The following is a 15,203-nucleotide window of genomic DNA, read 5'->3' as shown; positions in this document are numbered from 1 at the left end:
ATAGATTGCTGTCACTTGTGGGACACCAACCCCTGCAATCACACGAGTGGTACAGATAGAACCTGGTCCAATACCGACTTTGACAACATCTACACCTGCATCATAAAGAGCACGCGCACCTTCTGCAGTGGCAATATTACCCGCAATCAAAGTGCGGTCTGGGAAGTGAGCACGAATTTCAGCAATTTTACGTAGAACACCAGCAGAGTGACCATGGGCAGTATCAATAACAATTGCGTCAGCTCCTGCTTCAAAAAGGGCTTCGGCACGTTCAAATGTATCTGAAGTGACACCCACCGCTCCAGCAACTAGAAGACGACCAAACTCATCTTTTGCAGCATTTGGAAACTCAATAACTTTTTCAATGTCCTTAATAGTAATCAAGCCAGAAAGACGACCTTCTTCATCAACCAAAGGAAGTTTTTCAATACGGTGTTCTTGAAGAATGCTTTCAGCTGTTGCAAGATCTGTACCAACAGGAGCAGTAACAAGATTTTCACTGGTCATGTGATTTGAGATTGGCTGATTGTAATCTGAAATAAAGCGAAGATCTCGGTTTGTTAGAATACCAACCAATTTGCGATTTTCAAGTGTCTCCACAACTGGAACACCACTGATACGGTAACGTCCCATCAGTTCATCTGCTTCAGCAATCGTGTGTTCTGGAGTCAAGAAGAATGGATCAATAATAACACCATTTTCAGAACGTTTTACCTTGCGAACTTCATCTGCCTGTTGCGCAATAGACATGTTTTTATGGATTACTCCAAGACCACCTGCACGCGCAATGGCAATAGCCATTTGACTTTCTGTGACTGTATCCATGGCGGCTGTTATAATTGGGATATTTAAAGTCAGATTATCTGCCAATTTTGTTGTTAAATCTGCATCATTAGGCAACACATGACTTTCTGCTGGAATGAGCAATACATCATCAAAGGTAAAACCTTTTTTTAAAAATTTAGTATCCCAATTAGACATTGAGGTTTCCTCTTTTCTTTCTTTTTGAGCTTGACTCTTTTTGTATTGTATCTATCATACCATTCTATGAAAATTTGTCAATTATATTTATGGTAGAAATCATAAAAAAACTATCCCTGTGATCCTATGGAAGAGATAGCTTTATGATTCATATTTTATCTATTATTTAAAATAATTTAGTCCCATTGCTCCCTTAACTTCAGATAGAGTTTGCCCTGCAACCTCACGCGCTTTCTCACTCCCTTTTTGAAGCATATTGTACACTTCTCCCATATCCTTAGCAAATTCGATACGGCGCTCACGAATAGGGCCAAGTTCCCGTTCTAATATTTCAAGTAGATAACGTTTCGTCTTCACATCACCAAGGCCACCACGTTGATAATGTTCTTTCATATCCGCAATTTCTTGAGCATCTTCTGGACGACCAAACACATCTAGATAATGGAAAACCATGTTTCCTTCAATCTTACCTGGATCCTCAACCCGAATATGGTCTGGATCAGTATACATGCTCATGACTTTTTTACGCAACGTATCCTCATCATCAGCTAGATAAATACCATTATTAAGGGATTTAGACATTTTAGCATTTCCATCTAAACCAGGCAAACGTCCTGCTCTCTCATTTTCTGGATAAATACCTTCCGGCTCCACCAAGACCTCACAATTATAAGCATGATTAAAGGAACGAACAATCTCACGAGTTTGCTCAATCATTGGTTTCTGATCTGTCCCAACAGGAACATAATTAGCCTTGAAGGCAGTAATATCTGCTGCTTGCGCAATCGGATAAACCAAAAATCCTGTCGGAATACTTTCTCCAAACCCTTTCTGAGCGATCTCTGTTTTCACTGTAGGATTGCGCTCTAAACGTGCTAGTGACACCAAATTCATATAGTACATAGACAGTTCAGCTAACTCTGGAATCTGACTTTGAATAAAGATGGTTGATTTACTTGGATCTAATCCAACTGCTAGGTAATCTAAGGCAACATTCCCAATCGATTCTACAATCGTTTGAGGATCTTTGGCGTGATCTGTCAATGCTTGTTGGTCCGCCAAAAAAACAAACATCTCATACTTGTCTTCTTCCTGCAGTAATACTCTATTTTTAAGACTCCCAACATAATGTCCAATATGCAGTTTTCCTGTCGGGCGATCTCCTGTTAAAATAATGGGTTTCGTCATTTTTTTCTCCTTCGAAATGGTCTCTTCAATTATAGCATTTTTTTGTTAAAATAACAGAAAATTATTTAAATCAAACAACTAACTCATTGTAAATAAACCTGTAAACTTAATTGACATAAAATTGACAAACAAAAATTTGAATATTTCTCTCTTTTCTAGTAGAATAAATGTATTACATATTATAGGAGAAAAACATTGCTTACAGTATCTGATGTTTCACTACGTTTTAGTGATCGCAAACTTTTTGATGATGTCAATATCAAATTTACAGAAGGAAATACATACGGATTGATTGGTGCTAATGGTGCTGGGAAGTCTACATTCTTAAAAATCTTAGCTGGTGATATCGAGCCAACAACTGGTCACATCTCTCTTGGTCCAGATGAACGTCTCTCTGTTCTCCGTCAAAATCATTTTGACTATGAAGATGAGCGAGTTATTGATGTTGTCATTATGGGAAATGAAAAACTTTACAACATCATGAAAGAAAAAGATGCCATTTACATGAAGGAAGATTTTTCCGATGAAGATGGTGTTCGTGCAGCTGAACTTGAAGGTGAATTTGCTGAACTTGGAGGTTGGGAAGCAGAAAGTGAAGCATCCCAATTACTTCAAAATCTAAACATTCCAGAAGAATTGCACTATCAAAACATGAGCGAATTGGCCAATGGTGAAAAAGTTAAGGTTCTCCTTGCTAAAGCACTTTTTGGTAAACCAGATGTTCTTCTCTTGGACGAGCCGACCAACGGGTTGGACATCCAATCTATTACTTGGCTAGAAGACTTCTTGATTGACTTTGATAACACCGTTATCGTAGTATCCCACGACCGTCACTTCTTAAACAAAGTATGTACACACATGGCCGACCTTGACTTTGGAAAAATCAAACTCTATGTCGGAAACTATGACTTCTGGAAGGAATCTTCTGAACTCGCTGCTAAATTGCTAGCAGACCGTAATGCCAAGGCAGAAGAAAAAATTAAGCAATTGCAAGAATTCGTTGCTCGCTTCTCTGCCAACGCTTCTAAGTCAAGACAAGCAACGTCTCGTAAAAAAATGCTTGACAAGATTGAATTAGAAGAGATTGTTCCTTCTAGTCGTAAATACCCATTTATCAACTTTAAAGCAGAACGTGAGATTGGTAATGATCTCTTGACAGTAGAAAATCTAACTGTAAAGATTGATGGCGAAACTATCCTAGACAATATTAGTTTCATCTTGCGTCCAGGTGATAAGACAGCTCTTATTGGACAAAATGACATCCAAACGACTGCATTAATTCGTGCAATTATGGGTGACATCGACTATGAAGGAACTGTCAAGTGGGGAGTTACTACTAGCCGTTCTTACTTGCCAAAAGACAACTCGGCTGATTTTGCAGGAGGAGAGTCAATCCTTGACTGGTTGCGTCAATTTGCAAGTAAAGAAGAAGATGACAATACCTTCCTACGTGGTTTCCTCGGTCGTATGCTCTTTTCTGGAGATGAGGTTAACAAACCTGTAAACGTCTTGTCAGGGGGAGAAAAAGTACGTGTCATGCTTTCAAAACTCATGCTCTTGAAATCAAATGTCCTTGTACTTGATGATCCAACAAATCACTTGGACTTGGAATCTATCTCAAGCTTGAACGATGGATTGAAAAACTTTAAAGAATCAATCATCTTTGCCAGTCATGACCACGAGTTTATCCAAACTTTGGCAAACCATATCATTGTTTTGTCTAAGAATGGCGTCATTGATCGTATTGATGAAACCTACGATGAATTCCTAGAAAATGCAGAAGTACAAGCAAAAGTTAAAGAACTTTGGAAAGATTAAATTAGACTTCAAAACTCAGTTGGGGTAACCAACTGAGTTTTCTATCATTCTACGAGGTAACATGAAATCATTTTTTAAAACATATTGGACCTATTTTGTTTCTTTCATCATTCCTTTAGTAATTATGACTGGAGTATACCTAACTCAAGGTATCTACTGGAATAGCGATTCATCTCCACTATTAGGAGATGGTTTCCATCAATACGTTATTTTTGATGTGGCTTTACGAAATATTTTACATGGAAATGGTAGTTTGTTTTACACCTTTACAAGTGGCCTCGGACTGAATTTCTATGCTCTATCTAGTTATTACTTGGGTAGTTTTCTCTCACCTCTGGTTTACTTTTTTAATCTGTCGAATATGCCAGATGCTGTTTATCTGACCACTCTCTTAAAATTTGGATTGATTGGTCTGTCAACCTTCTTTAGTTTGACTAGATTATTTAAAGATATCCCAAAATTTTTAAAACTTGCCTTATCTACTTCCTATGCTCTAATGAGCTTTACCGTTAGTCAGTTAGAGATAAAAACCTGGCTAGATGTTTTTATCTTGATTCCTTTAATTATAACTGGTTTATACCTACTTATAACACAAAAGAAGCGCCTACTATACTTTACAAGTTTGTCAATCTTATTTATTCAAAATTATTATTTTGGGTATATGACAGTATTGTTTCTTATTTTCTGGTATCTCTGCCAAATTTCTTGGGACTTTAAAACTCGAAAATCATCTTTTCTTGATTTTGTTGTTACCTCCTTTTTAGCTGGAATGGCTAGTTTGATTATGACTCTTCCTACACTGTTTGATTTACAAACTCATGGAGAGAAGTTGACTGCTATCACAAAATTAAAGACAGATAGTAGCTGGTATTTGGATATTTTTGCAAAACAATTCATTGGATCTTTTGATACAACTAAGTATGGATCTATACCAATGATTTTTGTTGGATTGCTTCCCTTTATTTTAACCATTCTATTTTTCACAATAAAATCCATAAAGTTTCACGTGAAACTTACCTATGCAATTTTCTTTACTTTTTTAATAACAAGCTTTTACATAGAAGCACTTGATTTATTTTGGCAGGGGATGCATACCCCAAATATGTTTTTGCATCGCTATGCTTGGATTTTTTCCACTCTGTTAATTTATACTGCAGCAGAAGTATTAAATCGTCTGAAAGAACTGAAGCTATGGAATCTATTTGTCTCACTTTTTCTTGTACTAACAGGATTTTTGGCTACTGTCTATTTTAAATCACACTATTCTTTTTTAACTGATTTGAATATCCTGCTCACTCTTGAATTTCTACTAGTTTATGCTCTTTTACTTCTTGCAGTCATTAGAAAATTTATCTCTGTAAATCTATTTGCAATTCTTTTGTCTTTATTTATAACAGCTGAGATAAGCTTAAATGCATCATCTCAAATGGAAGGAATAGCTAAAGAATGGGCCTTTGCTTCTCGTAGCGTCTATAATAGAGATATCACCGCTATGGAATCCATTCTAAACCAAATTGACAATCCATTTACACGTACTGAAAAACTGCAAATTCAGACTGGAAATGACAGTATGAAATTTAACTACAATGGAATCTCTCAATTTTCGTCTGTACGAAATCGTTCAGCTAGCACTAGTTTGGATAAACTGGGATTCAAATCCTCTGGAACCAACCTTAATCTCCGTTATGCAAATAACAGTCTTTTAGCAGACAGTTTATTTGGAATCCAGTACAATATTTCTGAAACTTCACTTGATAAGTATGGTTTTCAAGAGATTTATCAAAAGGATCATTTAACCTTATATAAAAATAAACTCTCTTTACCCATTGCCTTTGCCACTCAATCTATTTACAAAGATGTAAACTTTAACAATCACACTCTAGATAATCAGGCTTTATTTATAAACCAGCTTGCTAATCTCAACTTAGATTACTTCTCCCAAATAGCATCTGATAAAACAGATACTTCAGATGGTTTAACGAGCATTACAGATTCTGCTAATGAAGATGCAAAGATTGATTATCAAATTGAGGTTCCTCAAAATAGTCAAGTCTATCTCTCTTTTTCAAATCTTCATTTTACAAACGATAAGCAAAAGAAAGTTGGCGTCATTGTCAATGGAGAAAAAAAGACTTTTACAACTGACAATGCATTTAATTTCTTTAATTTGGGTTATACTGAAGAACGACAAACTTTCAATATCAGTGTTAGTTTCCCTGGAAATTCTCAGGTGTCCTTTGAATCTCCAACCTTCTATCGTTTAGATACTCAGGCTCTTACTGAGGCAATTCAAAAGATTAAAGAACAACCTGTAGAAGTATCCACCTCTAAAAATAAAGTCTTTGCTACATATGAAGTAAAACAAGATACCTCTATTTTCTTCACTATTCCTTATGACAAAGGTTGGTCTGCATACCAAGATGGGAAAAAACTTGAAATCAAGCAGGCTCAGACTGGTTTTATGAAAGTTGATGTTCCAAAAGGAAAAGGCACCATTACACTTTCCTTTATCCCCAATGGTTTTGTTATTGGAGCAGCCTGCTCACTAACTGCCCTTCTTCTTTTTGGGATCTATAATCACAGACGAAATTTATCTAAGACAGAAAAAGATTGACCAATTTCTTGGCCAATCTTTTTAATCTTCTTCCATTTTCTTAGGTTGATAAGCTAGCATACCTAAAGCAGTAAAGAAAGCTAGAGTTATAATAAGGAAAATTACTTGATGATGAATATTTCCTGTCATAGAGATTGTTTGTCGTAAGCCTGATACAGAGTAACTCATTGGTAACCAAGGATTGATACCTTTGAAGAAATCATTTGTTAAAGCAAGGGGATAGGTCCCTGCACTTGATGCTAACTGTAATAAAAGTAAAATAAGAGAGAAGAAAGCTCCTATACGGCTATTCCAAGTTGTTAAAGCTGTCACCATAGACATGAAAGCTAAACTTGTGATTATAATTAGAATCAAGGTCCTCATCTCATGGTTCGCAGTCAATCCAATAAGATGGACACCTCCATAAACTAAAACACCTGCTAAGACAGCTATAATCCCATTTATTTCAGAGCGAGACTTCAACCAAGCCCAACGACTCTCTGGATGACGTCCAGAAGGCAACTTAGCAAAAATCATATTGGTAGATATAGCAGCAACAAAAAGAGCAACTGATATCATATAAGGAGCCATAGCAATCCCATTTACAGGGACTTGGTCATTGTCTGTTTTTGAGAGAACTAGAGGTTCAGATAATGTCTCTGCATTTTTAGATTCTGTTGATGCTGATTTAAGTTGATTGTTAGCATTGCCTAATCCTTGTCCTAATGAATCAACTCCTGTCTGTAAATCTTCAAGACTAGAGGTTAAGGTTGTTCCACCATCTGCTAGTTTTCCAGCACCATCTGCAATCTTCATGGCACCACTTCCTAGTTGAGATGCTGCAGAAAGTAACTGTGTTGATTTATCTGTTAATTGACCAGAGCCAAATTGTAATTTAGTAAGACCTGCTATTAGCTCTGGACTCTTATTATTCAATTGAGCAGAACCAGATGACAAACTTTCTATACCTGATACTAATTCTGGAGCTTTTCCAGCTAACGCATCTACTCCAGTTGTCAAGGTTGATGTATTTTCTGTTAACTTACTTGATCCAGAAACTAATTGATCCAGACTAGTTGTTAAACTTGCATTCTTTTCACTTAGTTGATTAGCACCTATAGAAATAGTATCCAATCCTTTAGTGTAGTTTACAACTCCTTTTTCAATTGACTGACTTCCAGGAACTAACTTATTATTTACAGAAGTTTGTAATGTTGCAAATCCATTTGACAAGGTTGTCAAGGAGCTAGATGCTGCAGGTAAGAGTTGATTTGCTTTCGTCTGCACATCAGATAGATTAGATACTTGTTGTTCTGAATTCTCTATACTTTCTTTTAATCCCCCTACTGTCGTTAAAATTGTTTTTGCTGACTCAATCGTAGAATTAGAATTTTTAGAAACAGCTTCAGTCAGTTCTTTCTTTTGTTCCTCTGTGAGAGATTGATAAGTAGCTGTTGATTGAAGGTTAGCAATAGTTTTCTCTTGTTCTGTCTGACTTTTAGTCACAATATCCTGTGCAAGAGTTGTTAGATTTGGCAAAGCTTCTGAAAATTTACTTTTCAGTTGAGTGTCATCTGATATTGTAAGAGCTTGTAGTGTTTTATTTAGTTCTCCTAAGCTTGTTGCCAATTGCGCTATTTCTTCACTTTGTTGAGATGAGGACTCTAATTGACTTGAAATTTCTTTAATACCAGTATTTAATTGCTCCATTCCATCTCTTAGTGTATCTGATTGATTGGATAATTGACTTGTTCCGTTAGAAAGTTCTTTCACACTACTTGTATAAGCATTTACACCAACTGAAAATTGATTGAGACCTGTATCCAGTTGTGAAACGCCACCTGTATAAGACTTTATACCTGTATTTAGCTGATTTACACCTGTCACCAACTCAGGAGTTTTTGAAGCTAATTGACCAAGTCCAGTGTCAACTTGTGAGACAGCATTCGTATAACTTTGTAAACCACTATTAAAAGTTCCTAAACCAGTATGTAATTGCTCTATAGCAGACACATAGCTAGATAAGCCTTTTGTAAATTGATCCGCTCCAGTTGAAAAAGTTACAGTTGAATTAGCTAGAGTATTAAGACTTGTCGTCAACGTTTGACTTCCCGTCACCAACTGATCGGCTCCATTAGCCAATTGTTCACTTCCCTCAGCTGCTTTATTTATTCCAGACTTCAAATCATTCATTTTTTGAAATAAAGCCTTAGTGTACGTTTCAGTAATATTAGTAGAGACGGTTTGTTTTAATTGTGTCATTGCAGAATCACTCATCTTACTTGCAATAAAGCTATGCCCACTTGACGTCTGATAATCAATCTGCATCTGTTCAGGATGATTCGTTAGGATAGAAGTAGCTTTTTCAGATAAGTCACTTGGTAAAGTCACTACCATGTAGTAGTCACCATCTTCTAGTCCTTTTTCTCCTTCCTCTTCATTAACAAAGTGAAAATCTAAAGCCTTATTTTCTTTTAAATTAGACACCATGTCTTCACCTATTGTCATTGCCTGTCCATTATAAGAAGCTTCCTTATCTTTATTGACAACTGCCACAGGTAACTCCGATACTTGACCATATGGATCCCACATGGATGATAAAAATATAATGTTGTATAGAGCTGGAATGAAAGAAATCCCTATCATTACAATGATAAAGGTCGGTTTTTTAAATATTGCTTTCCATTCTTTAAACATGTTCCCTCCTTTTTTACACATATTGTCTAAAATTTTGATATAATAGATTATACATCAAAAAATCTAAATTACAAGGTAAAAAATATTTTTTTAGACACATAGTCTATTTTTGTTCACAAGGAGGAATTATGAAAGAAAGTAACAAACGTTTAAAAACAAAACGAATTATCGAAAATGCCATGGTTCAATTATTGATGGACCAGCCCTTTGATCAAATTTCTACTGTCAAGTTAGCAGAAAAAGCCGGAATTAGTCGTTCCAGCTTTTACACTCACTACAAGGATAAGTATGATATGATTGAACTCTACCAAAGTATGCTATTTCATACCTTTGAGTATATTTTCCAAAAACATGCTCATCACAAAAGAGATGCTATTTTAGAAGTGTTTGAATATTTAGAGTCTGAGCCACTATTAGCTGCACTCTTATCTGAAAATGGGACAAAAGAAATCCAAAATTTCTTGAGAAATAAGCTTCACATCATGCTTAGCACCGACCTTCAGAAACGCTTTATGAAACTACAACTCACTCCAATTGAATTAGAATACAGTAGCATTTATCTAACAAATGCTCTATTTGGTGTTTGCCAGACTTGGATTGCTCACGGAAAAAAAGAAAGTCCGCAAGAAATGACAGACTTCCTTATGAAAATGTTAGGTGATGTAAACTAAAAAAGAACACCAGTGGTGTTCTTTTTATCTAACTCCGCCAGTAGGACTCGAACCTACGACATCATGATTAACAGTCATGCGCTACTACCAACTGAGCTATGGCGGATAAAATAGTCCGTACGGGATTCGAACCCGTGTTACCGCCGTGAAAAGGCGGTGTCTTAACCCCTTGACCAACGGACCATCTATCTGTAGCAGATATAACCATTATATCAATTTCTTACTAATTGTCAATCACTTTTTAGATTTTTTCTCTAGAATATCTTTTAGTTTGCGGACTTTTAAACGGGTAATAGGACAACGATGATCTTCATAAAAAACAACTTCTAAATTCTTTCGATCAATTTCTCTCACATTTCCCACATTGACAAGGAAAGATTTATGGGAGCAATAAAATCGCTGGGTATGTTTGTCCTTTTCCTGAATATCTGTCATAGTTCCATAGAATTCTTTAGCAAAATTCTTACCAATAATCCGAAGTTTATGAGAAACTCCTGTGGTTTCGATATACAAAATGTCATGGTAAGGAATTTTCAAATCATTTCCTTTATAGTTGTAATCAAAATAGTCTACAACATCTTCGTTTTCAAGCAGCATGCTCTTAGTGTAAAAAATACTCTGCTCGATGCGTTTTTTGAACAATTCATCATTGATATCTTTATCAACAAAATCTAGGGCTGATACCTGGTATTTGTACGTTAAGGTAGCAAATTCAGATCGACTAGTAATAAAGACAATAATAGCATAAGGATTGTGATGACGGATAAACTGAGCCACTTCAAAGCCTTTTTTCTCGATTCCATGAATATCGATATCTAGGAAATAAAGCTGGTTTACTTCATCATTTTCGATATATTCCTTAAACTCACGAACTTTTCCTGTTGTCTTATATGAAATAGGAATATTCGATTCTTCCGAGATTTCATTCAATATTCTCTCTAGTCTCACTTGATGTTCAATAACATCTTCTAAAATTAATACTTTCATTCGAATTCCCTCTTAAATCTAATAATTTGTCTAAATGTGTTGTCTTCCATCTCTGTTTCTAAAATAATGTTGTCATACTTATCTAAAATCTCTTTAACATTATTAAGTCCTAAACCTCTATTTCTTCCCTTGGTAGAGAAACCTAAGGCAAATAGATCCTCTGAAGGCGTCATAGTGATTTTGCATGAATTCTGGATAACTATAACTGTTTCAAAATCCATTTTAATGACTGCAACTTCCATTTGTTTCAAATAACTATCTGCAGCCCCTTCAACAGCATTGTTTAATAAAATGCTCATTATACGAACAAGATCAAGTAAATCTATTGACAGTCTAGTAATGATATCCTTTACTTCCAATGTAAACTCTACATCATTTTTTCGTGCATAGACAATCGATTGAGCAATTAAACTTCGTAAAGCAGAATCTTCTATATTATTTAAATCAAAGTAAGTATATTTTTCTGACCTCAATTTCTGATTTGCTTTTACTAGGACTTCATTGTAAACCCTGTTAATTTCTTGTAAATCTCCACTGTCAATCGCCATTTGCATGCTAACAAGCATCCCTGCATAGTCATGACGAAAACCTCGAATTTCATTATACAACTCCACAATTTCATCAGTATAAGTCTGTAAATGTTTTTGTTCAAATTTCTTTTGTTTTAGAGCAATCTCTTTTTCAATTTGAACCTTGTGAGAATTCATTGCAAAGAAAATCAATAACAAGCAAATAAAAACAATGGTTGATAAAATACTTCCGAAGCTATTTAAATGATGAGTTGTACTTACTATATCTGAAATAAACAATAAGATATGCAAACCAAAGAAAGCAACTATTACTTTTTTTAAAAAAGGATACAGATAATCTTTATCAAAATATTTAATATCCAGATGAAAATAACGAATTATTATTAGAATAGAAAAATAAGTCATCAACAATACTACGAAAAGAAATGTACTTTTATAGTGTAATACTACTTCATCTCCTGTTATAGAAGATAAGGTTACGGATATAAAAGTATGAGTACTGTGATATAATAAAGATAATAGTAAACTGATAAAAATAGCTTTGTATTTTTCAGACTTCTTTAACTTTCTTAAATAAAGGTACACAACCAAAGGAAATAAAAATTTAGACAAAGCAAAACTATTAGAAAATACTAGTGTAATAATTTCTTCAAGTATAAAAACTGAGATGCATGTATAACAGAAAAAAACAATTTGTTCTTTTCTATTTATTTTACAGATCCATTCATAAATTTTGCTAATAATGATAAAATAAAAAATAGCTATCCCTGATCCAAATAAATCCATTACTCTCTACCTTTATTTCATTACTTTCTTCTTGGAAAAATAAGATTACGAATTGTTTCTGAAATTCTCCAATCTCCACCCCGAATCTCCTGCAATTCTGCCTCTGTTACCTCTTTAAATTGTTCCAACTTTACTGTATTTTTCATAATGAAATCTCCTGTATTATTTTTCCTTGTAAGTTAACTTACACACCTATTATACAAAATGAAGACCATGTAAGAAAAAATTCTTCCCAACTGTACATTTTTGCACCTGAAACGCACTTTTTTAAGAAAAAAGCTGGGATTTACCCCAGCTTCGCATCTAAAATTGATCCCAGCAGGATTCGAACCTGCGACCGTTCGCTTAGAAGGCGAATGCTCTATCCAGCTGAGCTATGAGACCTAACATGACCATTCTATCAAAAAACAAGAGCTAAGTCAATCTTCTATTTGTGGTAAGGAGAACCCTGCTGAATTGTAAAAGCACGGTAAATTTGTTCAACTAAAACCAATCTCATTAACTGATGTGGTAATGTCAGACGTCCAAAACTGACAGAAAGATTGGCCCTATTTTTTACAACAGGAGCTAGACCCAAACTCCCTCCAATGATAAAAGTAAGTGTTGAATATCCTTTGATAGAAGCTTGCTCTAGTTGCTTACTAAATTCCTCTGAGGAGAGTGTTTTTCCTTCAATGGCTAGTACAACGACAAAGTCTCTTTCTCCAACCTTAGAAAGAATTCTTTCACCTTCTGTTTCCAAGATTTTTTGATTTTCTAATTCACTGGCTTTGTCAGGTGTCTTCTCATCAGTGAGCTCAATCATTTCTAATTTGGCGAAACGTGAAATTCGTTTGGTATATTCAGCAATTCCATCTTTAAGGTATTTTTCTTTTAATTTTCCTACTGTTACAATTTTTATTTTCATTCTTCTATTCTATCATATCCACACTTCATTTCACATCTTATACACAAAAAAATCATTCAAAATTACTAGTGAATTCACAGAATAAAGCGAGTTATCCACAACTTGTGTAAAACTTTAAGCTTTTAAGTTTGGATTAAGTTAATAGGTTTATAATCTGAGTAAATAAATAACAAACGGAGGCGTTTATGAAACACTTACAAAAATTTTACAAAAAAGGAGTTAAAGTTCTAGCAATCATTCTAATCGGATTTTTAAGTGGTGCCTTAGGAAGTTTCGTAACATTACAACTTTATCAAAAACAAGGAAATCAAGCTACGAATAATAATTCTGGCACTGTCACTCAAACATCCTATAAAAATGAAAACTCAACCACTCAAGCAGTAAATAAAGTTAAGGATGCTGTTGTCTCAATCATTACTTATTCTTCTTCTAGCAGTAGACAAAGTAGTGTATTTAATGGTGATGAAACTAATTCTGATTCAGACAATCAACAAATCGCAAGTGAGGGATCAGGTGTTATCTATAAAAAGGATGATAAAGATGCCTATCTTGTAACTAATACTCACGTTATCAATGGAGCTTCAAAAGTTGATATCCGCTTAGCAGATGGTACCAAGGTTCCTGGTGAAATTGTCGGATCTGATACCTTCTCTGATATTGCTGTCGTTAAAATTTCTTCAGAAAAAGTTACAACAGTAGCAGAATTTGGGGATTCAAGTCAACTTAGTGTTGGAGAAACAGCGATTGCTATCGGTAGTCCTCTAGGTTCAGAATATGCTAATACAGTTACACAGGGAATCATCTCGAGTCTTAATCGAAATGTTTCTCTAAAATCTGAAGATGGTCAAGCTATTTCAACAAAAGCCATTCAAACAGATACGGCCATTAATCCTGGTAACTCTGGTGGTCCACTTGTAAACATTCAAGGACAAGTAATTGGTATAACATCAAGTAAAATTGCAAGTAATGGTGGAACATCTGTAGAAGGTCTTGGTTTTGCAATTCCTTCAAACGATGCACAAAATATCATTAAACAGCTTGAAAGTGATGGTAAAGTAACTCGTCCTGCCCTTGGAATTCAAATGGTCAATCTATCAAATGTTGGAGCTAGTGATCTTAGAAAACTTAACATTCCAAGTGGCCTCACTTCAGGTGTAGTTGTTCGATCTGTTCAAAACAATATGCCAGCAAATGGACATCTTCAAAAATACGATGTCATTACCAAAGTTGACGATAAAGAGATTGCTTCATCAACAGACCTACAACACGCTCTTTACAATCATGCTATTGGAGATACTATCAAAGTAACCTACTACCGTAATGGTAAGGAGGAAACAACCTCAATTAAACTAGATAAGAATTCTAGTGATTTAGAGTCTTAATTGACATCAGTGTAAAGAAAACTTTACAGAAAGTAAAAGATATGTTAGTGTAGAATCATGGAAAAATTTGAAATGATTTCTATCTCTGAAATACAAAAGAATCCTTACCAACCTCGGAAAGAATTTGATGCAGATAAACTAAAGGAATTAGCTCAGTCAATCAAAGAAAATGGGCTTATCCAACCAATCATCGTTCGTCAATCTCCTGTAATTGGTTATGAAATCCTTGCAGGAGAGAGACGATATCGAGCTTCTCTCTTGGCTGGTCTGACCTCTATTCCAGCCGTTGTAAAGCACCTCTCAGATCAGGAAATGATGATCCAGTCAATCATTGAGAATTTGCAGAGAGAAAATTTAAATCCTGTTGAAGAAGCACGCGCCTACGAATCTTTAGTAGAAAAAGGATTTACTCACACTGAGATAGCAGATAAAATGGGGAAATCTCGTCCTTATATCACTAATTTTATTCGTTTGCTTTCCCTACCAGAATATATCTTAACTGAAGTAGAAAATGGAAAAATTTCTCAAGCGCATGCACGTTCACTAGTTGGTTTGGATAAGAAGCAGCAAGACTATTTCTTTCAACTAATTAAAAATGAAGACATCTCTGTGAGAAAACTAGAAGCACTTCTTACAGAGAAAAAACAAAAGAAGCAAAAAAAA

At 35.1% G+C, this 15,203-nt stretch carries 12 protein-coding genes and 3 tRNA genes; 5 read left to right on the top strand and 10 right to left on the bottom strand.

Annotated features, from left to right (window positions below; translation table 11 throughout):
* On the bottom strand, positions 1-981 hold a 981-nt coding region (locus HMPREF3057_RS01715), incomplete at its 3' end, for an IMP dehydrogenase (RefSeq protein WP_070696098.1).
* Between the two features lie 162 nt (positions 982-1,143).
* Positions 1,144-2,169, bottom strand: coding sequence for a tryptophan--tRNA ligase (trpS, locus tag HMPREF3057_RS01710; RefSeq protein WP_049479382.1), 1,026 nt, complete (start codon positions 2,167-2,169; stop codon positions 1,144-1,146).
* Positions 2,170-2,364: 195 nt separating this feature from the next.
* Between trpS and HMPREF3057_RS01705 the strand changes: the two genes are divergently transcribed.
* Entirely contained in the window at positions 2,365-3,987 is a 1,623-nt protein-coding gene (locus HMPREF3057_RS01705; RefSeq protein WP_000958793.1) for an ATP-binding cassette domain-containing protein, read from the top strand.
* Between the two features lie 61 nt (positions 3,988-4,048).
* Positions 4,049-6,601, top strand: coding sequence for a YfhO family protein (locus tag HMPREF3057_RS01700; protein WP_070696096.1), 2,553 nt, complete (start codon positions 4,049-4,051; stop codon positions 6,599-6,601).
* A gap of 21 nt (positions 6,602-6,622) precedes the next feature.
* Here the strand turns inward: HMPREF3057_RS01700 and HMPREF3057_RS01695 are convergent, their stop codons facing one another.
* Positions 6,623-9,277: a YhgE/Pip domain-containing protein gene (locus HMPREF3057_RS01695; protein ID WP_070696094.1), complete on the bottom strand. Its 2,655-nt coding sequence runs from the start codon at positions 9,275-9,277 to the stop codon at positions 6,623-6,625.
* Between the two features lie 128 nt (positions 9,278-9,405).
* Between HMPREF3057_RS01695 and HMPREF3057_RS01690 the strand changes: the two genes are divergently transcribed.
* Complete coding sequence (locus HMPREF3057_RS01690) at positions 9,406-9,948, top strand: TetR/AcrR family transcriptional regulator (protein WP_000665081.1); 543 nt, start codon at positions 9,406-9,408, stop codon at positions 9,946-9,948.
* A gap of 32 nt (positions 9,949-9,980) precedes the next feature.
* Here HMPREF3057_RS01690 and HMPREF3057_RS01685 read toward each other — a convergent pair.
* The 7 genes from HMPREF3057_RS01685 to rlmH all read right to left on the bottom strand — a co-directional run bounded on the left by HMPREF3057_RS01685 (position 9,981) and on the right by rlmH (position 13,158).
* Positions 9,981-10,054 (bottom strand) — tRNA-Asn (locus HMPREF3057_RS01685).
* Between the two features lie 5 nt (positions 10,055-10,059).
* Positions 10,060-10,131, bottom strand: a tRNA-Glu gene (locus tag HMPREF3057_RS01680).
* A gap of 51 nt (positions 10,132-10,182) precedes the next feature.
* Positions 10,183-10,935 carry a competence system response regulator transcription factor ComE gene (gene comE, locus HMPREF3057_RS01675; protein WP_000866079.1) on the bottom strand — a complete coding sequence of 251 codons (753 nt, stop codon included), beginning with the start codon at positions 10,933-10,935 and terminating at the stop codon, positions 10,183-10,185.
* Positions 10,932-12,251 carry a competence system sensor histidine kinase ComD gene (gene comD, locus HMPREF3057_RS01670; RefSeq protein WP_070696092.1) on the bottom strand — a complete coding sequence of 440 codons (1,320 nt, stop codon included), beginning with the start codon at positions 12,249-12,251 and terminating at the stop codon, positions 10,932-10,934. The genes comE and comD overlap by 4 nt, the downstream gene beginning before the upstream one ends.
* A gap of 20 nt (positions 12,252-12,271) precedes the next feature.
* The gene (gene comC, locus HMPREF3057_RS01665) at positions 12,272-12,397 is read right to left on the bottom strand and encodes a competence-stimulating peptide ComC (RefSeq protein WP_000799678.1); all 126 of its coding nucleotides are present in this window, start codon (positions 12,395-12,397) and stop codon (positions 12,272-12,274) included.
* Between the two features lie 164 nt (positions 12,398-12,561).
* Positions 12,562-12,635 (bottom strand) — tRNA-Arg (locus tag HMPREF3057_RS01660).
* A 43-nt stretch (positions 12,636-12,678) separates the two neighbouring features.
* Positions 12,679-13,158, bottom strand: coding sequence for a 23S rRNA (pseudouridine(1915)-N(3))-methyltransferase RlmH (rlmH, locus tag HMPREF3057_RS01655; RefSeq protein ID WP_000694219.1), 480 nt, complete (start codon positions 13,156-13,158; stop codon positions 12,679-12,681).
* 185 nt (positions 13,159-13,343) lie between these two features.
* Here rlmH and HMPREF3057_RS01650 point away from each other — a divergent pair, with 185 nt between their 5' ends.
* Together HMPREF3057_RS01650 and HMPREF3057_RS01645 are read left to right on the top strand one after the other, a co-directional pair.
* The gene (locus HMPREF3057_RS01650; RefSeq protein ID WP_000681802.1) at positions 13,344-14,540 is read left to right on the top strand and encodes a serine protease HtrA; all 1,197 of its coding nucleotides are present in this window, start codon (positions 13,344-13,346) and stop codon (positions 14,538-14,540) included.
* Between the two features lie 57 nt (positions 14,541-14,597).
* The coding region (locus HMPREF3057_RS01645; RefSeq protein ID WP_070696090.1) for a ParB/RepB/Spo0J family partition protein at positions 14,598-15,203 on the top strand (606 nt) is incomplete at its 3' end.

The organism is Streptococcus sp. HMSC072D05 (assembly GCF_001815805.1).
Lineage (GTDB): Bacteria > Bacillota > Bacilli > Lactobacillales > Streptococcaceae > Streptococcus.
The sequence above is the reverse complement of the archived record's forward strand: the minus strand, read 5'-3'. Positions and strand labels throughout refer to the sequence as shown.